Source organism: Burkholderia territorii (genome assembly GCF_902833055.1).
Taxonomy (GTDB): Bacteria; Pseudomonadota; Gammaproteobacteria; order Burkholderiales; family Burkholderiaceae; genus Burkholderia; species Burkholderia territorii.
Genome location: NZ_CADFEJ010000001.1, coordinates 629,105 through 647,938 on the forward strand (window position 1 = coordinate 629,105; position 18,834 = coordinate 647,938).

Below are 18,834 nucleotides of genomic sequence, written 5' to 3' on the forward strand. Positions count from 1 at the left end.
CCGTGCCGGCCGCGCGACGCGCGGGCCGGCTGAAGGTCGCGCAGCCTACTTGCCCGGCACCGGGCAGGCCAGGTCGCCTTCCTCGCACGACAGATAACCCTTCAGCGTCTCGTTGCGCGTCTTGGTCAGATCGTCGAGGCAGGTCGATACGACCATCGGATACACGCTGCCGCCTTCGGCGTTCGCGCTGGAGAAGTTGCATTCGGCATCGCGGTACGCGATCCACGCGCGTTGCGCGTTCACGAGTTTTTCCGCGAGCGGCTTCGCGTCGCGCAGCCGTGCGGTGACGGCCTGGTAAGTGCGGTTCAGGTCCGCGTCGGATTTCTTGTACGCGCGATCGGCGCACGCCGTCATCGCTGCCTGATCCGTCGCGTCCGCACAATTCGCCTGTGCATGGGCAACGTTCGCCGCCAGCGCGAGCGCGCACAGCAGACCGGTCGAGACACGCATGGATGCTCCTGTTTGTTTTCGTTGAAGTCGTGGAACGTGATGCCGGGCTTGCCGCCGCGCCTCGGCGCGCGACCTCGCCGGCCGACGGTCGCGACCTCGGTCGCGGCCGCCGCAGCGTGGCAATGCCGACCGCGATGCTAGCGCACGCGCGATCGATTGTCAGCCCGCGCCCGCGTGCCGCGCACGCAAAAAAGCCCGCACTCGAGTGCGGGCCTTTCGGTACGGCATTGCGGGCGGCCTGGCGGCCGCGCGGCGAATGGCTTGCTTAGTGGCCGAAGTACACCGACGAACGATCGGCTGCGGCCGGCACGGCCACACGCTGGCCCGACTGCGACGTCGCGACCGGGTTCGAGCCATAGCCCGTTACGTCGGCCTGCGCACCGGTGTTCTGTGCGGCGGCGATCTTTGCCTGTGCGGCCTGGATGTTTTCCGGATAGTTCATCCAGTCGTTCGGGTTGTAGCCGGCCTTTTCGAGCTGAACCAGCTCGGCTCGCACTTGCGCGCGCGTCAGCGGCTGCTGGTTCGATTGGGCGAACGACACGACCGGGGCGGCCACCAGAGCGGCCAGTGCAACTGCCTTGATCAGCGATTTCATGATGCGTTACCTCCAGATTGTTTTGTCAGGCGCTTCCGACTCGGTAGTCGTTGCGCATGAGTGAAAGTCTAGGAGGCCACGCTATCAGGGTAAATACTTAAATCGCAAATTCACTGTTGACGGAATCCGTACAATCGCGATGCATGCGGCCGAATCATCGGAGGATTATGGCCACGCCTGAAACCAATGGGCGGCAGCATGCTTCGTCCGGCGTGGATTGGCCGAGCCGGAGGCCGCTGCGCCGCGGCTGCCACGTGTGCCCGGTTCACCGCATCAGCGGACCAGGTCCGTCTCGGCGGCGCCGACCGACAGGTCGAACAACAACGCCTTGAGGCGGGTCCGGTCGTCGGCGGCAGTCTCGTCGAACGCCGCATGGTGCAGCACCCAGCCCGGGAGCGCCGGATCGGCATGCACCGCGCGCACCGTGCCGTCGAGCGTGAGCAACCCGACACGATCGTCATCCATGTACGGCAACTGCACGCGCAACGGCTCGCCGGCCGCCGCGAGCGCCCGGTCGACCGCGATCGACAGTCCGTTCAGGCTGAGATCGCGCACGATCCCGATACCGTCCGCCTGCACTGTCCCGCCCGTGCAGCGGGCCGCGATCCGCACCTGGACGCGCGGCTCCGCGCGCGTGCGCAGCCGGTCGACGAAGCCCGGCGGCGACAGCACCAGGAACGGCGCCGCACCGGCCGCGTGCACGGCGTCGACCGTCGCACCGAAACGCGACACCGCCGACCGGCCGATCGCGACCGCCTCGACGTCGTCGCCACGGGCAAAATCGAGCACGACCGCCGGCTGCGGTTCGACGAACAGCGCCCCCGATGCGCCGATCCCGATCAACCGGCAGCGCTGCAGCACGCGGGTCGCGCCGACCCGCCGCCGGATGCCGATCGCCGCGCCGGCCGACAGCCCCATGCGCGCGGCCGCCGGCACGGTGTGGGGCGCAGGCGCGGCGGGCTCGGCGTCATCGCGCCGGCGAACCGGCCGGAAGTGATCGAACAGGAAAGCATGCTGCGCGGGATCGTGCAGCGTCGTGCCGGCGGGCAGCAGCGCGGCGCCGCCCGCGTCGAAGAGATCGAAGCCGAGCGGAGTGCCGGTTGAGAGGTCGTCGCGCGCGAGCGCGACGTGATCGGTGATGAGCCGCATCGGAAAGGCGCGGAGCAACCGCGCGTGCTGTCGTGACAACGTTATTACGGCAGCATCGCGCGAAATCTGAACGTCTCGTTACTCCGAACCGCTGGTCGCGCCGGGTGAAACCGGAGCCGGAGCCGGAGCCGGAGCCGCCGGCGGTGCCGGTACGGACGAAGGCACGGCCGGCGCGGAGGCGAGGCCCGGGCCGGAGGCGTTGCCCGCGTTGCCGCCCGCCGCCGGCGGCTGCGCGGCCTGCGATTGCGACGCGCCCGCCGACAGCGCGGCGGCCGATGCCGCCACCTCCGACGCCGGAATCCACTCCTCGACGATCCCGCCGGATGCCGCGTCGGGCGCCGACGCAGCCGATGCACCCGATGCCGCAGCGGCGTCCGCCTCCGGCTGCCGCTCGATACGCTGCGTCCTGACGGGCGCCGGCGCCTGCTTCGGCTCGGGCCCGAACCATCCGTCGAACAAGTCCGTCACGCGTTCGCGCACCGACGCGAACCAGCCGGGCGACGGTTCGGTATCGAATTTCAGCTTCGTGTCGACGATTCGGGCGCGTTGCGCGCGCTGGAAGAAGTCGCCGACGATCGGCAGCGCGCTGTGCGCGCCTTGCCCCCAATAGTCGCTGCGCAGCGTCACGCGGCCGTCGTCGAAACCGACCCATGCGCCGGCCACCAGCCCGGGCTGCATCAGGATGAACCAGCCGTCCGCGTTGTCCTGCGTGGTCCCGGTCTTGCCGGCCACGTCGCCGCGAATGCCGAAGCGCGCGCGGATGCTGCTGCCGGTGCCGCGTGTCACCACGTCGCGCATCACGCCGAGCAGCGTCTTGTCCGTCTCGGCATCGAGCGCGCGCTCGGGCGGCGCCGGCGCGTACTCGGCGAGCACGTCGCCCTGGCGGTTCTCGATGCGCGTCACCATCTGCGGCTCGACGTACAGCCCGCCGTTCGCGATCGTCGCGTACGACGCAACCATCTCCTTCAGCGTCACCGGGCTCGTGCCGAGCGCGAGCGACGGCACGCGCTCGAGCGGGCTTTCGCGCACGCCCATGTCGCGCGCGAGCCGCGCCACCGCCGCCGGCCCGACCTTCTCCATCACCTGCGCGGTGATCCGGTTGCGCGACAGCGCGACCGCGTCGCGCAGCGTCATCGGCTTGCCCGACGGCGGCACGTCGTCGTTCGGCCGCCAGATCTCCCCGCCCTTCAGCGGAATCTCGACCGCCTGGTCGATGAAGGTATCGTCCGGCTTCATCCCGTTTGCGAACGCGACGCCGTAGACGAACGGCTTGAAGGTCGAACCCGGCTGACGCCGCGCCTGCGCGACGTGATCGAACGGCTCGCTCGTGAAGTCGCGGCTGCCGACCCACGCGCGGATCTGCCCGTCGCGCGGGTCGATCGCGACGAAGCCGGCCTGCACGTCGGTCTTCGCCTTGCACAGCGCGCGCATGAAGCCGCGGTCGGCGGCGAGCTGCTTCATCGCGGCGGCATCGTTTTTGCCGGCATCCTGCGCGGCCTTGTACTCGGGCGACTCGCGCATGAACGTGCGGAACACCTCGTTGTCGGTGCCGCAGCCGTCGCGGCCGCTCCATGCGTTGTTCGCGATGCCCTGCAGCTGGTTCGCCTGCAGCGTCAATGCCGCCGTCGCCATCTGCTGCAGCCGCGAATCGATCGTGGTGCGCACGATCAGCCCGTCCGAATAGATGTTGTAGTCGTTGCGGTCGGCCCAGCCGATCAGCCATTTGCGCAGTTGCTGCGCGAAGTGCGGCGCGGGTCCCGGCGGCTCCTTCTGGCGCTCGAAATCGATGCGCAGCGGCCGGCGCTGCAACTGCGCGAACTGCGCCGGCGACAGCTTGCCGTACTTCACCATCTGGCCGAGGACGGTATTGCGCCGCTGCAGCGCGCGCTCGGGGTTCAGCACCGGGTTGTAGTAGCTGTTGCCCTTCAGCATCCCGACGAGCGTCGCGCTGTCCAGCACGTCGAGCTCGTCGGCGGACTTGTCGAAATAGGTGCGCGCGGCCATCTCGACGCCGTACGCGTTGTACAGGAACGGCACCGTGTTCAGGTAGGTCTCGAGGATCTGGTCCTTGCTGTAGACGGCCTCGATCTTCAGCGCGGTGATCGCCTCCTTCACCTTGCGCGTGAGCGTCGGCGCGCGGCCGATCTCGTCCGGATACAGGTTGCGCGCGAGCTGCTGCGTGATCGTCGAGCCGCCCTGGCGGCTGCCCGAGAACGTATGGAGCGCGGCCGACGCCGTGCGCTTCCAGTCGAGGCCGTGATGCTCGTAGAAGCGATGGTCTTCGGTCGCGATCAGCGCGTCGACCATGTGCGGCGAGATCTGCTTGAGCGACACCCATTCGCGGTTCGACGGCTTGAATTCGGCGAGCAGCTTGCCGTCGGCCGACAGCACTTGCGCGGGCTGGTCGACGCGCGCCTTGCGGATGTCGCCGATGCCCGGCGTGAACGGGATCAGCACCAGCACGTACAGCACGAACAGCGCCGGCACGGCGGCGGCCGCGCGCAGCACGCCGCGGCGTGTCGGATGACGGAGGTGGTGCCAGGCGCTGGCCCGGACACGCTTGACGAACACGGCGGCAGCGGCCGCGACGGGTTGGGCACGCGCGACCCATTTGGCACAGAGGTCACGCACTGACGACACGTTTCGGCGATTCACGCGGGTGGGGGATCTGCTGGAAAGGCTGCATCGTACCAAAACTCGCGCGGCCCGCCGGCCGGCGGCCGTCCGGCGCCCGCGCGAATGGCGCCGGTTCGCACATTTTTACAACAAAAAGGCGCGCGCCCCGCAGCGGGAACGCGCGCCCGACCGAGGGCGGTACGCCGACGCTCAGCGGACGAGAAAACCGTAGGTAAGCGGATCGCGCTCGTCGACGATCCAGTTCGCGAACCCGCAGATGTGCGCGCTGCCCTCCACTTCCGGAATCACGGCCGGGATATCGCCGACCGTCGTCTCGCGCAGCACGCGGCCCTTGAACACCGTGCCGACGATCGACTCGTTGACCAGCGTGTCGCCCGCCGCGAGCAGCCCGCGCTGGTACAGTTGCGCGACACGGCCGCCCGTGCCCGAGCCGGTCGGCGAGCGGTCGACCTCGCGATCCGCGAACACGCAACAGTTCGCCTGCGTCGAGCCCGGATGGCGCGGCGCGTTCGCGATGATCGTGCCGTAGATATGGTTGATTTCGGGGATCTCCGGATGCACGACCGGATATTTCGCGTTCGCGGCGGCCTTCACTTCGGCGCCGAAGCGAATCAGCTTTTCCACCGCCGCTTCGCGCACCGGCAGGTCGAACGGCGCGCCGTCCACGTAGAAATAGAACGCGCCGCCGTATGCGATGTCGCCGGTCACGGTGCCGAACGACGGCGTGTCGACCGACACGTCGCGCTGCCAGATGAACGACGGCACGTTGACGAAGCGCACCGGCCCGGCATGTTCGCCGTCCCATTTCACGAACGCCTCGATGAAGCCGCACGGCGCATCGATGCCCACGCGCGTCTCCGGCACCGTGCGCTGCACCCAGCCGAGCTCGACCGCGGCGGTCGACAGCGCGATGACGCCGTGCCCGCAATGGTCGCTGTAGCCTTCGTTGTGCACGAATATCACGCCGAAATCCGCGTTCGCCGACACCGGCTCGGTCAGGTAGCCGCCGTACATGTCGGCGTGGCCGCGCGGTTCGAACATCAGCGCGCGGCGAATTTCGTCGGCGTTCTCCTTGAGCCACGCGCGGCGCTGGACGATCGTGTCGCCGGGCAGGCGCGGCAGGCCGCTCGTGACGATGCGGAACGCTTCGCCGCCGGTATGGACTTCGACGGTGGAAAGGGATCGGGAAATTTTCATGGAGGATCGAAGGCGTGAAGACGAAGGACGGCGCCGCGGCGCCGTCCGGTCCGGGTTACTTGGCGTAAGGCTCGGGCAGCCCGTTGCGGATGACGTAGACGGTGGTCGGCGCGCCCTTCAGGTCGCCGCGCTCGTCAAACGAATAGGTGCCCGCGACGCCCGCATAGTTCGACTTCGCCAGCTGCGCGATCAGCTTCGCCTTGTCCGTGGTCGTGCCGGCCTTGACCATCGCGTCGGCCAACAGCTTCATGCCGTCGTAGTAATTGACGCCGTAAACCTGTGTGTCCGTGTGATAGGTATCGTGATACTTCTTCAGGAATTCGCGGCCGGCCGGCGTCTTCTCGAGCGCGACGCCGCCCTGCGCGCAGTAGACGATCGACGCGGCCTCGCCGGCGACCTTGCCCATGTCGGCCGAGCAGATGCCGTCGCCGCCGAGCAGCTTCGCGCGCAACCCGCGCTGCTTCATCTGCTTCGCCATCGGCGCGCCTTGCGCCGCATAGCCGCCGAGGAAGATCACGTCGGGATTGCTGGCCTTGATCTTGGTGAGAATGCCGAGGAAATCGGTCGCCGACGAATTCGTGTACTCCTGGTCGACGATCTTGATTCCGTTCGCTTTCGCGACGTTCATGAACTGCTCCGCGACGCCCTGCCCGTACGCGGTGCGATCGTCGATGACCGCGGCGGTTTTCGCGTTCAGCGTCTTCGCGGCGAAGGTCGCCATCGTGCCGCCGAGCTGTTCGTCGCTCGCGCCGATCCGGAAGATGTTCTTGAAGCCCTGCCGCGTGAGCGCCGGGTTCGACGCGACCGGCAGGATCGGCACGCCCGCGTTGCTGTACACGCGCGACGCCGGAATCGCGACACCCGAGTTGTACGGCCCGAGCACCGCGACGACGCCCTTGTCGACCAGGTTCTGCGCGACCTGCACGCCCGCCTTCGGGTCGGCCTGGTCGTCCTCGGACACCAGCTTGAACGTGACCGTCTTGCCCGCCACCTTCACGCCGGCCTTGTTGAGCTCTTCGACGGCGAGGCGCGCGCCGTTTTCATTGTCCTTGCCGTTCGCGGCCTGCGGGCCGGTCAGCGGTGCCGAATGGCCGATCATCACGACTTCCTGCGCGTGCGCGGAAGTCAGCGCGCCGGCGGCAACGGCCACCGAGAGCGCGATAACGAAGTGTCGCATGGTGTCTCCTGATTGGTTTTGTGTGAAACCAATGTAGGACACACGTGGTCACGACGCAAGCAATTTCAAAATGAATTTCGCGCTTCTGGTCGATTTTCAGACCAGAATGGCGTGGCGCATTTCATTTCGGCGCGATGTCCCGCCGCACGCGAAGGATGTGCTGTTCGACGTAGAAGGCGGCCGCATCGGCGTCGCCCGACACGATCGCCTCGTAGATCAGCCGGTGCTCGGACACGTAAAGGCGGATGCGGCCCGCATCGTAGATGCCGTCGTCCTTCAGCCGTTTCCACAGCGGCTGATCCATCGTCTTCGCGACTTCGTCCGCGATCTTCACGATCAGCGCGTCGCCGGTCATCAATGCAAGCTGCCGGTGGAACAGCCGGTCGCTCTCGTTCCACAACGCCCGCTGCTGCGGATCGTCGATGTCGGCGATGGTTTCCATCTGCGCAAGATAGCCCTCGGCGACGGGATCGGCGCGCCCGTGCGCGGCGGCGAGGCGCGCGATCGCCGGCTCGAGGATGAGTCGCACGCCCAGCGTCGACGTCGGACTGAAGTCGGCGTCGGGCACGCCGCGCGTGTCGCCGCGCTGCGCGAGCACGTCGAGCGGCGCCGCCACGACGTAGGTGCCCGAATTGCGCTTCGTGAACACCAGCCCCTCGTTCTGCAACGCGCCGAGCGCCTCGCGCACGGCCGGCCGGCCGACCTGGAACAGCGCCGCGAGTTCGCGCTCCGACGGCAACCGCGAATCGGCCGCATAGCGCCCCGCGCGGATCTCGTCGCGGATCTTCTCGGCGACCTGTTCGTAGATCTGCAGCGGCCGGAAACCGGCTTCGAGCGATTCAGGACGTGCGGACATCATCAGGGGCTCCTGCCCGGTCGGGTGGTGAATGGGGAAACAAGCGGGTTCGCACCATACCGGAGCGACGCCCATCTGGACGGATATTAGAACCAAAATCGGCAGCCTGCTGGCTTTTCCGGCTTGCCTGCCGCCAAGTGACTGGTATAGATTTGATCCAGAACGGCTGCCGTGTCGATCATCGACAGCCGCCATGGCGAGCGCGTGCTGCGCGGTCGTCCACGCCCACCGATGCAAAACCGACCGATACGATGACCGCTCTCTCCCGGATCCCCGCTTTCGATGCCGCCGAAACGGCAGCGCTGCTCGACTATCCCGCACTGCTCGCCACGCTCGCCCGCACCGTCGCCGAATACGCGGCAGGCGAGATCGTCAGCCCCGAACGGCTGGTCGTGCCGCTGCAGGCGGGCGGCGTGATGCTGTCGATGCCGTCGAGCGCACGCGACCTCGCGAGCCACAAGCTCGTGAACGTGTGCCCCGGCAACGGCGCGCGCGGACTGCCGACGATCCTCGGCCAGGTGAGCGCGTACGACGCGACGACGGGCGCGCTGCGCTTCGTGCTCGACGGCCCGACGGTCACCGGGCGCCGCACGGCGGCCGTTACCGCGCTCGGCATCCAGGCGCTGCACGGCGCCGCGCCGCGCGACATCCTGCTGATCGGCACCGGCAAGCAGGCGGCCAATCACGCGGAGGCGCTCGCGGCGATCTTTCCGGATGCACGGCTGCACGTGCGCGGCTCGCGCGCAGACAGCGCGGCCGCGTTCTGTGCCGCGCACCGCGCACAGGCGCCGCGGCTCGTGCCGCTCGACGGCGACGCGATTCCCGATGCGATCGACGTCGTCGTCACGCTGACGACGAGCCGCACGCCCGTCTATCGCGAAGCCGCGCGCGAAGGCCGCCTCGTGGTCGGCGTCGGCGCGTTCACCGCGGATGCCGCCGAAATCGACGCCGACACCGTGCGGCACAGCCGGCTCGTCGTCGACGATCCGGCCGGTGCGCGCCATGAGGCCGGCGACCTGATCGTCGCGCAGGTCGACTGGCAGCGGGTCGCGTCGCTCGCCGACGTGCTGCGCGGCACGTTCGAGCGCAGCGGGCCGCTGCTGTTCAAGACGGTCGGTTGCGCGGCCTGGGATCTGGCCGCATGCCGCACGGCCCGCGACGCGCTGGACGCGCGCGCGGCCGGCTGATTGCGCGGCGGCAACGGTCCGCCGCCATCTGAGCGGGGCTGCCCGGTATCGTCGGGCGCGCCACCTCGCCTCTTTCCCGTACGCGTTGTAGGAAACGCCCTACAACGCGTCGCCACGGCCTACACAAACTTCCAGTTCGGCCGATTTCATTTTCGGCGGCGCAACACGATACTGCCGGCATGAATGCCAGCCTGTCGCCCGCCGTCGCACTTCGGGTTTTTCTCGTCGATCACGCCATTGCCGTCCGGCAACGGATCGCGCTGCTCGTCGGCGCGATTCGCGGCGTCGTGGTCGTCGGCGAAGCGGAAGACGGCGAGGACGCATTGACGCATATCCGCGGCAGCCACGCGGACGTCGTGATCGTCGACCTGCGGCTCGCCGACGGCAGCGGCCTCGACCTGATCGGGATGCTGTCGAAGGCCGTGCCGCGGATCGTCACGATCGTGCTGACCAACCATTCGGCGCCGGCATTCAGGGAGGCATGCGCGACGGCAGGAGCGGACTACTTCTTCGACAAGACCGCCGAATTCGACGCCGCATGCCACGTCATCGAATCCCTGGTGCGCGCTCATGCGCATCACCCCTGACCGAGACGGAGTGACTCATGTCCACAGCCACCGCCTGCGCCGCCGCCCCATCCGTCGCGCCTCGGCCATCGATTCCGCTTCATTCGATCGCGCGTAACGACGGCGCGAAGCATCCCGCCGCGCGCTGCTCGGCTTGCCTGATGCGCTCGCTGTGCCTGCCGCCGGACCTGACCGCCGCCGAATACGGCCGACTCGACGCGATCATCTGTTCGACGCGCCAGGTTCGCCAGGGCGATGCGCTGTTCCGCAACGACGATCCGTTTCACAGCATCTACGCCGTGCGCGCCGGCTCGTTCAAGACGGTCATGATGCATCGCGACGGCCGCGAGCACGTGACCGGCTTCCAGATCGCCGGCGAAACGCTCGGCATGGACGGCATCGGCGGCGGCCAGCACTGCTGCGACGCGATCGCGCTCGAGGACAGCGTCGTATGCGTGATCCCGTTCGGCGCACTGGAGGCCGCGTGCCGCGAAATGAAGCCGATGCAGCATTTCATCTACCAGATGCTGAGCAGCGAGATCGTCCGCGAGTCGAGCCAGATGCTGCTGCTCGGCACGATGTCGGCCGAGCAGCGCGTCGCGCATTTCCTGCTGAACCTGTCGTCGCGCTTCGAGGCGCGCGGCTATTCGCCGTCGGAATTCAACCTGCGGATGACGCGTGAGGAAATCGGCTGCTATCTCGGCATGAAGCTCGAGACCGTCAGCCGGATGTTCTCGCGGTTCCATCGGGATGCGCTCGTCGAAACGCGCGGCAAGCGCGTGCGGATCATCGATGCCGAGGCGCTCGCGCAGGTGTGACGCACGGCGCGTCGCGCGTCATTGCAAGGTGGCGCCCGGCGGGACCGCATGCAGCGCGATCGCTTCGGATTCGCCGGCCTGCCCGGCGGACAATGCCTGCTCGGCCTGCGCGAACACGCGGCCGAGCACCTCGATCACGTCGTCGCCGGTGCCGCGCGGCGGCGCTATCGGCGAGCGGCCGCGCACGGCCAGCTCGAGCCGCACGTCGTAGATCGGGCGGCCATCCGCGCGCGGGCGCGATTCGATCACCAGGCGGCAATCTTCCAGCCGTGCGCGGAACCGTTCCAGCCGCACCAGCTGCACCGCCGCTTCCGCTTCCAGCGCGGCGGAACCCGCGAATCCGACGCAGACGATCTGCATGCCCACGCCCATGGCGCTCCTCCCGTCGGCGTCGCCGTTCGCCGACGGCGTTGCCTGTTCCTGTGTCGTCGTGCCACGGTGTCCCGCGCGCGGCACGATCCCGCGTCATGCAGCGCGATGACGGCCGCGGCGATTACTGCCCTGGCAGCCTTGCATCCACGCTTCGATCGGCACGATGCGGTTCATACGCTGAATGTCTGCGACGCCTTCATTTCGATCCACGTCATGCCGGCCCGCAACCCTTCGATCGCAGCCTCGTGCTCGGTCGGGTATGCATGGCTGTGCTCGAACGTGTGGTGAAAGCGCGCTGCGCCCGTGCCGTGCTCGACGGTCACGCGGCAGCGAAACTCGCCGGATTCGCACGGCCGCGTCTCGATCTCGACCGACCAGTCGCGCTCATGAATCGTGCCTTGCAGTGTCATGCGTCCTCCTGCGGTATCAGTCATCCATCCTGAAGTGACCGCTGTGCAGCAACACCGGCCGGCCGCCGATTTCGTCGAGCATCCGTCGCGCCATCGCCTCGATCGCCGGCCGGTGTGCGTCGAACGCATCCAGCAAATCCCGTTCGAGCAACGACGGCGCGCCGAAATGGTCTTCCAGCGCTTCGGCCGTAATCGCGCACTGCACGCAGCGTCCGTCGACCAGCGCCGAAAACGCGACGACCAGATCGCGTGCGCAATATTCGGGCGGTTCCGGTGGAAAGGCTATCTGCATCTATCCGCCTGTCATCGTCGGGACGATTCATGACGTGAGCATAACGGGCCGTGCCGCCGCACGCTTGACCCACGTCAACCGGTTCGCTGCACCGCGCGACGCGTGCACCGTCGTGCCGCCCGGCAGGCGTTCAGCGCGCGTCGGCGTCGAGCGCCGCACCGCGCTCGGCGAGCAGTTCGCGCAGCACGCTGCGATGGCAGCGGCGTTCGTCCTCGCAATAGCAGCCGATCGAAAACGCGCTCGTGGCCGACAGCGCGGCGAGCAGGTCCAGCACCTTCGGTGCGTCGCCATGCGCCATCTCGGCACGGAAGTGGCGCGTGAACGCGCGCCATTCGGCGTCGGTTTCGGCGGCCTGCGCCTGCGCGACCAGTTCGGGGCTCGGCGACAGCGTCGGCAGCCATACATCATAGTAGTCGCGCGATGCGAATTCCGCCTTGGGTACGCCGCGCGGCGGCCGCCGCACCGTGCCGATCCTCACGCCCTCGCCGGCCGCGCGCGGCGAGCCGAGCCGTACGATCCGAATAGCCATGCCGCTCCTTCATCATGCGTTCGATCCGACATCGTACCGCCGCGCCGCCGCCGCGCAACAAAAAACCGGCTGCCTCCGCGAAGGAGACAGCCGGTTTCGGCGATGCGCTCGTGCGCCCGAGGGCGCGCCGTCAGACGCCGCTCTTCAGCACCTTGCCGATCGCATCCGCGACGATGCCGACGTTCGAATCGTTCAGCCCCGCGACGCACATGCGCCCCGAACGCAGGATGTACACGCCGTGCACTTCGCGCAGCGCCTCGACCTGCGATTCGGTCAGGCCCGTGTACGTGAACATCCCGCGCTGCTTCACGTAGCGCGTCAGCGCTTCACCGCTGACGTGGTCGCGCAGGCCGTCGTGGATCGACTGGCGCATCCGCGCGATGCGGCGGCACATCGCGGCCAGCTCTTCCTCCCACTGCTTGCGCAGCGCGGGCGTGTTCAGCACGGTCGCCACGACCTTCGCGCCGTAGGTCTGCGGGTTGCTGTAGTTCGAGCGCACCGCGCCGGCCAACTGGCCCAGCACGCGCTCGGCCGCGGCCGCATCCTCGCAGACGACGCTCAGGCCGCCGACACGCTCGCCGTACAGCGAGAAATTCTTCGAGAACGAGTTCGCGACGAGCGCCGGCACGCCGCGGCGGGCCAGTTCGCGCACCGCGAACGCGTCCGCGTCGAGGCCCGCGCCGAAGCCCTGGTACGCCATGTCGACGAACGGCAGCAGCCCGCGCGCCTCGATCACGTCGATCAGCTTCTCCCACTGGCCTTCGTCGAGATCGACACCGGTCGGGTTATGGCAGCACGCGTGCAGCAGCACGACGCTGCGCGCCGGCAGCGCGTCGATCGCCGCGAGCATCGCGTCGAACTTCAAGCCGCCGGTCGCTTCGTCGTAGTACGGGTACGTGTTCACCGTGAAGCCCGCGCGCTCGAAGATGAAGCGGTGGTTTTCCCAGCTCGGGTCGCTCAGCCACACCTGCGCATCGGGGAAGTAGCGCTTCAGGAAATCGGCGCCCACCTTCAGCGCGCCCGAGCCGCCGAGCGTCTGCACGGTCGCGATGCGGCCGGCCGCGCGCGCCGGATGATCGGCGCCGAACACGAGCGCCTGCACGGCATCGCGATACGCGGCGAGGCCGACCATCGGCAGGTAGGGTTTCGGCCCGTGGTCGCGCTGCAGCGCGGTTTCGGCTTCGCGCACGGCACCCATCACGGGAATCCGGCCTTCGGCATCGAAATAGATGCCGATGCTCAGGTTGACCTTCTGCTCGCGCGGATCTTTCTGGAAGTTCTCGTTGAGCGTCAGGATCGGATCGCCCGGGTACGCGTCGATGTGTTCGAACATGGCTATGTCGGTCTCGTTTGGAAGAAGGGTCGTGTTGTCCGTGTCAGCCGGCGGACGCGCCGTCGCGGATCGCGTAGCCCGCATTCTTCTGACGGAAGCGATACCCGACCGCGAGCACCGCGAGCCATACGGGAATCAGGTACACCGACAGGCGGAGATCCGGCGTCAGGTACATCACGACGAGAATGCCGGCCATGAACGCCAGGCACAGGTAATTCGTGAAAGGATAGCCCAGACTGCGGAAGAAAGTCTGCTCTCCGGCGATGCGCTTGGCCTGGCGGAACTTCAGGTGGATCAGCGTGATCATCGCCCAGTTGATGATCAGCGCCGACACGACGAGGCCCATCAGCACCTCGAACGCCTTGCCCGGCATGAAGTAGTTGACCAGCACGCACACGCCGGTCGCGAGCGCCGACGCGCCGAGCGCGGCAAGCGGAATGCCGCGCTTGTTCACCGAGCACAGCACCCTCGGCGCATTGCCCTGCTTCGCGAGGCCGAACAGCATCCGGCTGTTGCTGTACACGCCGCTGTTGTAGACCGACAGCGCGGCCGTCAGCACGACGACGTTCAGCACGTTGGCGACCACGTTGCTGCTCAGCGCGTGAAAGATCAGCACGAACGGGCTGCCGCCGGTGACGACCTTCTCCCACGGATACAGCGACAGCAGCACGGCGAGCGCGCCGATGTAGAAAATCAGGATCCGGTAAATGACCTGGTTGGTCGCGCGCGGAATGCTGTGCTTCGGATCGTCGGCCTCGGCCGCGGTGATGCCGATCAGCTCCAGCCCGCCGAACGAGAACATGATCGCCGCCATCGACATCACGAGGCCCGACACGCCGTTCGGGAAGAAACCGCCGTGCTGCCACAGGTTCGCGATGCTCGCTTCCGGCCCTGCATGACCGCTCGCGAGCAGCCAGCCGCCGAAGCCGATCATCCCGATGATCGCGGCGACCTTGATGATCGAGAACCAGAATTCCGTTTCGCCGTACGATTTCACGCTCGCCAGGTTCAGCAGGTTGATCGCGACGAAGAACACGAGCGCCGACACCCAGGTCGGCACGCCGGGCCACCAGTACTGCACGTAGATCCCGACGGCCGACAGCTCGGCCATGCTGACGAGGATGTACAGCACCCAGTAGTTCCAGCCGGACAGGAAACCGGTGAAGTGGCCGACGTACTTGTCGGCGAAGTAGCTGAACGAGCCGGCGACGGGCTCGTCGACGACCATCTCGCCGAGCTGGCGCATGATGAAGAACGCGACGATGCCGGCCACCGCGTAGCCGAGCAGCACGGACGGGCCGGCCATCTTGATCGTCTGCGCGATGCCGAGGAACAGCCCCGTGCCGAGCGCGCCGCCGAGCGCGATCAGCTGGATGTGCCGGTTCTTCAGCCCCCGCTTGAGGCCGTCCTTCTCGTTTCCAGAAACCATGTCTTCTCCATTCTGCCCGCCTCCGCCGGAAGCGGTGCGGCGCGCCTCGGTGTGCCGGGCGCTGTTTTGCTGTGCCGGCGGCCGTTCGTGGAGCCGCCGGGTTGGGGACTGCAATCTTCGTGCGGCAACACCCGATTCCTGTCGGCAGGCCCGCCAGACCGGCCGCCGACCGTCGCCCTCGCCCGCATTGCTGCGGACGCACACGAAAATCCGGCGTCAGTTTAGCGTCGCGACAGCGAAATCGGGTTGCGTAACCCGCTCATGCAAACCCTACATTATGAGATAAGATTGCATCCGGGAGACAGATGAGGAAACAAAAATGCCTGAACCGGTTCTCGATCGCATCGATCGCCACTTGTTGTCGGTGCTGCAGGAGAACGGCCGCGCGTCGAACCTCGACTTGGCGAAGGCCGTCGGCCTGTCGCCCGCGCAGACGCTGCGGCGCCATCGGCGCCTGGAGGAAATCGGCGCGATCCGCCGTTACGAAACCCGTCTGTGTCCCGACACGCTCGGGTTCGGCGTCACCGCGTTCGTGCACGTGACGATGGAGCGCGGGCACATCCGAGACCTGTCGAAGTTCCAGAAACTCGTGTCGGATCTCGCGCAGATCCAGGAATGTTTCTCGGTGACGGGCGATATCGACTATGTGCTGAAGGTGGTCGCGCACGACCTGAAGGGGCTGTCCACGTTCCTGCTCGAAACGCTGATGCGGATTCCGGGCGTGAGCGGCGTGCATTCCAGCGTGTGCCTCGACGAAATCAAGTGCACAAGCGCGATGCCGGTGGAAAGCTGACGCCGCGCCGTGCGCGCGCCCGCGCGGCGCGCTACGTGCGTGCCGCCGCGCTCAGCGCACCGCCTCGAATGCGCTGATGAGCAGCGCGCCCCCGGCGATCACCGCGCATCCCGCCGCGCGGCGCGGCGTCAGCCGCTCGCCGAGATACACGCGGGCGATCAACGCCGCGAATACCACGCTCGTTTCGCGCAGCGCCGACACCGGGCCCATCGGCGCGCGATCCATCGCCCAGATCACGATCGCATACGCAAGCGCCGCGAACACGCCGCCGCATGCGGCCTTCGCCGTTTCGCCGACATCCTGCGCAAGCCGCAACCGCCCCGCGCGCAGCCGGTAGTACGCGGCCATCAGCAAGCCTGTCAGCACGAACATCCACGCCGTATAACCGACCGTGCTGCCGCTCTCCCGCACGCCGATTCCGTCGACCACGCTGTACGCGGCGATCGATACGCCGGTGGCGAACGCGGTGGGCAACACCTGCGTCATCCGGTGCCGTGCGCCACCGCCACGCTCCAGGCCGATCGCCATGATCCCCGCGCAGATCAGCACGAGCCCGCATTGGGCGCCCGCGTTCAGGCGCTCGCCCGCGAACGCCGCCGCGCCCAGCGTGACGAGCAGCGGCGCGGTACCGCGCGCGACCGGATATGCGACGCTCAGGTCGCCGTGCTCGTAAGCGCGCACCAGCAGCAGCGTATAGACGACGTGGAGCACCGCCGACGCGACGACGCAGGCCCAGCTCGCGGGCGTGATCGGCGCGGCAGCCGGCAGGAACAGCAGCGCGAACAGCCCGATCGCGATCTGCAGCACCGTGGCCGAGCGCAGGCGGTCGCCGCTGCTGCGCACGAGCGCATTCCACGACGCATGCAGGAAGGCTGCGCACAGCACGGCGAACAGAACGGGAATCGGCACGTTGAACACTCGCTGACGGCCGGCAACGCGAAATCGTCGCCGCAAGCCAACCATCGTATGAATGCGTCATCCGGTTGTCAAAAAAGCGTGCGGCCCGGCGTCCCGGACGAACGGGCCCGACGCGCGCGATCGCCCGTCCGGCGTGGCATTCGCGGCCGCGACCGCGCCGATCGCCGGATGTGTCGCGTGCATGGCATCCGCTCCGTCCCTTTCCGCCTTCTTTCGTGCGGCTTCGCGCCGTAATGAAATCGATACCGACGCGCAACCGCCGCGAAACCGCTCCGCCCCCATATCTTCATACCGAACTGTTTCAATGCCGGTGCCTATCGTGAGCGCCGCGCCGAACCGACACGGCAGCGGAGCCGCCGTCCACCATCGAAAACCTACCTGGAGCTTCCCGATGTTCCGTCAAGCCTTGCTCGTCACCGCGTGCGCCGGCGCGGCGCTTGCGCTGTTCGCCTGCGGCGGCAGCGACGACCCCACGTCGACGCCCGCCGTGTCGTCGCAGGATGCGCTGCAGACCGCCACGCCGATCAAGCACGTCGTCGTGATCTACGGCGAGAACGTGTCGTTCGACCACTACTTCGGCACCTACCCGAACGCGTCGAACCCGGCCGGCGAACCGGCGTTCACCGCGAAGCCCGGCACGCCGACGGTCAACGGGCTGACGGGCACGCTGCTCACCGCGAACCCGAACTTCACGAACACGGCCAACGGCACCGATGCCGCGAACCCGTTCCGCCTCGACCGCACGCAAGCCGCGACCGCCGACCAGAACCACGCGTACACGGCCGAGCAGCAGGCCGAGGACAACGGCCTCGCCGACCTGTTCCCGAAGTACACGGGCAAGGGCTCGTCCGGCGGCGCCGGCGCGTTCGGCACCAAGGGCCAGGTGATGGGCTACTTCGACGGCAATACCGTGACCGCGCTGTGGAACTACGCACAGCGCTTCGCGATGAGCGACAACGCGTACACGACGGTCTATGGCCCGTCGACGCCGGGCGCGCTGAACGTCGTGTCGGGCCAGACCAACGGCATGCAGATCGTCAAGACGTCGAAACAGCCGTCGACGCTCGCCGCCACGTCGTACTACATCAACGACGGCCAGGGCGGCTTCACGATGATCAACGACGTCGACCCGGGCTACGACGTGTGCTCGAGCACGACCGACCAGGCGATGATGGCCGGCAAGAACATCGGCGACCTGCTGAACGCCGCGAAGATCACGTGGGGCGGCTTCATGGGCGGCTTCAACCTGTCGACGACCAACAGCAACGGCACGACGGGTTGTGCGCGCAGCACGGTCGCCACCGCCGTGAACGCCGCGACGGCCGACTACATCCCGCACCACAACTGGTTCCAGTACTACGCGTCGACCGCGAACCCGCAGCACACGCGCCCGAGCTCGGTCGCGGCGATCGGCTCGAGCTTCGAAGCCGACGGCAAGACGGCTGAGCCGGCGAACCATCAGTACGACACCGACGACTTCTTCGCGGCCGTGAAGGCCGGCAACTTCCCGTCGGTCAGCTTCCTGAAGGCACCGGCCGCGCAGGACGCGCACGCTGGCTATTCGGATCCGCTCGACGAGCAGGCGTTCGTCACGAAGGTGGTCAACTTCCTGCAACAGCAGCCCGACTGGCAGAACACAGCCGTGATCGTCACCTATGACGACTCGGACGGCTGGTACGACCACGCGTACACGGCGCCGACCCGTGCATCGTCCGACGCGGTCGACCAGGTGAACGGCAACGGCCAGTGCGGCTCGGGCGGCACCACCGGCGTGAACGGCGGCACCGTGAACGGCCGCTGCGGCCCCGGTGTGCGCATTCCGCTGGTCGTGATCTCGCCGTATGCGAAGCAGAACTACGTCGACCACACGCTGATCGACCAGGCGTCCGTCGTGCGCTTCATCGAGGACAACTGGCTCGGCGGCCAGCGTATCGGCGGCGGTTCGTTCGATGCGACGGCAGGCGACCTGCGCGGGCTGTTCGATTTCGCGTCGAAGCCGAATACGGCGCCGCTGTATCTCGATCCGACGCAGGGCACCGTGCTGAGCGCGGCGCCGTCGATCTGACGGCAGCGCGTCACCGGCAGCAGCAGGCCGGCGCATCGTGCGCCGGCCGTTTCCATTCGAT

General features: G+C 67.8%; 19 protein-coding genes. 5 read left to right on the forward strand and 14 right to left on the reverse strand.

Annotated features, from left to right (window positions below):
• Positions 1–45: 45 nt before the first annotated feature.
• The 7 genes from HW466_RS02750 to HW466_RS02780 all read right to left on the reverse strand — a co-directional run bounded on the left by HW466_RS02750 (position 46) and on the right by HW466_RS02780 (position 8,064).
• Positions 46–450, reverse strand: coding sequence for a lysozyme inhibitor LprI family protein (locus HW466_RS02750; RefSeq protein WP_059450267.1), 405 nt, complete (start codon positions 448–450; stop codon positions 46–48).
• Between the two features lie 265 nt (positions 451–715).
• Positions 716–1,045, reverse strand: a complete 330-nt coding sequence (locus HW466_RS02755) for a DUF4148 domain-containing protein (protein WP_151007196.1) — start codon at positions 1,043–1,045, stop codon at positions 716–718.
• A gap of 273 nt (positions 1,046–1,318) precedes the next feature.
• Positions 1,319–2,194: a PilZ domain-containing protein gene (locus tag HW466_RS02760; protein WP_174905388.1), complete on the reverse strand. Its 876-nt coding sequence runs from the start codon at positions 2,192–2,194 to the stop codon at positions 1,319–1,321.
• 78 nt (positions 2,195–2,272) lie between these two features.
• The gene (locus HW466_RS02765; protein ID WP_174905389.1) at positions 2,273–4,834 is read right to left on the reverse strand and encodes a penicillin-binding protein 1A; all 2,562 of its coding nucleotides are present in this window, start codon (positions 4,832–4,834) and stop codon (positions 2,273–2,275) included.
• 186 nt (positions 4,835–5,020) lie between these two features.
• A complete protein-coding gene (gene lhpH / locus HW466_RS02770; RefSeq protein ID WP_059507386.1) occupies positions 5,021–6,028 on the reverse strand; it encodes a trans-3-hydroxy-L-proline dehydratase in 1,008 nt (335 codons plus the stop codon).
• 55 nt (positions 6,029–6,083) lie between these two features.
• Positions 6,084–7,205: a branched-chain amino acid ABC transporter substrate-binding protein gene (locus tag HW466_RS02775; protein ID WP_069228698.1), complete on the reverse strand. Its 1,122-nt coding sequence runs from the start codon at positions 7,203–7,205 to the stop codon at positions 6,084–6,086.
• A gap of 121 nt (positions 7,206–7,326) precedes the next feature.
• Positions 7,327–8,064, reverse strand: a complete 738-nt coding sequence (locus tag HW466_RS02780) for a FadR/GntR family transcriptional regulator (protein WP_059507385.1) — start codon at positions 8,062–8,064, stop codon at positions 7,327–7,329.
• A gap of 248 nt (positions 8,065–8,312) precedes the next feature.
• On the opposite strand from HW466_RS02780, the gene lhpI reads away from it, so the two are divergent.
• The 3 genes from lhpI to HW466_RS02795 all read left to right on the forward strand — a co-directional run bounded on the left by lhpI (position 8,313) and on the right by HW466_RS02795 (position 10,632).
• On the forward strand, positions 8,313–9,248 hold the full coding sequence (lhpI, locus tag HW466_RS02785; protein WP_059541149.1) for a bifunctional Delta(1)-pyrroline-2-carboxylate/Delta(1)-piperideine-2-carboxylate reductase: 936 nt from the start codon (positions 8,313–8,315) through the stop codon (positions 9,246–9,248).
• Between the two features lie 179 nt (positions 9,249–9,427).
• The gene (locus tag HW466_RS02790; RefSeq protein WP_059450260.1) at positions 9,428–9,835 is read left to right on the forward strand and encodes a response regulator transcription factor; all 408 of its coding nucleotides are present in this window, start codon (positions 9,428–9,430) and stop codon (positions 9,833–9,835) included.
• Between the two features lie 17 nt (positions 9,836–9,852).
• On the forward strand, positions 9,853–10,632 hold the full coding sequence (locus HW466_RS02795) for a helix-turn-helix domain-containing protein (RefSeq protein ID WP_059869653.1): 780 nt from the start codon (positions 9,853–9,855) through the stop codon (positions 10,630–10,632).
• An 18-nt stretch (positions 10,633–10,650) separates the two neighbouring features.
• Here HW466_RS02795 and HW466_RS02800 read toward each other — a convergent pair whose 3' ends face one another.
• The 6 genes from HW466_RS02800 to HW466_RS02825 form a co-directional block, all read right to left on the reverse strand.
• On the reverse strand, positions 10,651–11,004 hold the full coding sequence (locus tag HW466_RS02800; protein WP_151005910.1) for a metal ABC transporter ATPase: 354 nt from the start codon (positions 11,002–11,004) through the stop codon (positions 10,651–10,653).
• A 170-nt stretch (positions 11,005–11,174) separates the two neighbouring features.
• Positions 11,175–11,414, reverse strand: coding sequence for a hypothetical protein (locus HW466_RS02805; RefSeq protein ID WP_059450257.1), 240 nt, complete (start codon positions 11,412–11,414; stop codon positions 11,175–11,177).
• A 16-nt stretch (positions 11,415–11,430) separates the two neighbouring features.
• Positions 11,431–11,706, reverse strand: coding sequence for a DUF1488 family protein (locus HW466_RS02810; RefSeq protein ID WP_059450256.1), 276 nt, complete (start codon positions 11,704–11,706; stop codon positions 11,431–11,433).
• A 130-nt stretch (positions 11,707–11,836) separates the two neighbouring features.
• Positions 11,837–12,235: a DUF488 domain-containing protein gene (locus HW466_RS02815; protein ID WP_059541144.1), complete on the reverse strand. Its 399-nt coding sequence runs from the start codon at positions 12,233–12,235 to the stop codon at positions 11,837–11,839.
• Positions 12,236–12,365: 130 nt separating this feature from the next.
• Complete coding sequence (locus tag HW466_RS02820) at positions 12,366–13,568, reverse strand: amino acid aminotransferase (protein ID WP_151005908.1); 1,203 nt, start codon at positions 13,566–13,568, stop codon at positions 12,366–12,368.
• 43 nt (positions 13,569–13,611) lie between these two features.
• The gene (locus HW466_RS02825; RefSeq protein WP_151005906.1) at positions 13,612–14,997 is read right to left on the reverse strand and encodes an amino acid permease; all 1,386 of its coding nucleotides are present in this window, start codon (positions 14,995–14,997) and stop codon (positions 13,612–13,614) included.
• A 319-nt stretch (positions 14,998–15,316) separates the two neighbouring features.
• On the opposite strand from HW466_RS02825, the gene HW466_RS02830 reads away from it, so the two are divergent.
• Positions 15,317–15,790, forward strand: coding sequence for an Lrp/AsnC family transcriptional regulator (locus tag HW466_RS02830; RefSeq protein WP_006479071.1), 474 nt, complete (start codon positions 15,317–15,319; stop codon positions 15,788–15,790).
• 51 nt (positions 15,791–15,841) lie between these two features.
• Here HW466_RS02830 and HW466_RS02835 read toward each other — a convergent pair whose 3' ends face one another.
• Positions 15,842–16,753 carry an EamA family transporter gene (locus HW466_RS02835; protein ID WP_151006576.1) on the reverse strand — a complete coding sequence of 304 codons (912 nt, stop codon included), beginning with the start codon at positions 16,751–16,753 and terminating at the stop codon, positions 15,842–15,844.
• Between the two features lie 346 nt (positions 16,754–17,099).
• On the opposite strand from HW466_RS02835, the gene HW466_RS02840 reads away from it, so the two are divergent.
• The gene (locus HW466_RS02840; RefSeq protein ID WP_151006575.1) at positions 17,100–18,773 is read left to right on the forward strand and encodes a phospholipase C; all 1,674 of its coding nucleotides are present in this window, start codon (positions 17,100–17,102) and stop codon (positions 18,771–18,773) included.
• Positions 18,774–18,834 lie beyond the last annotated feature (61 nt).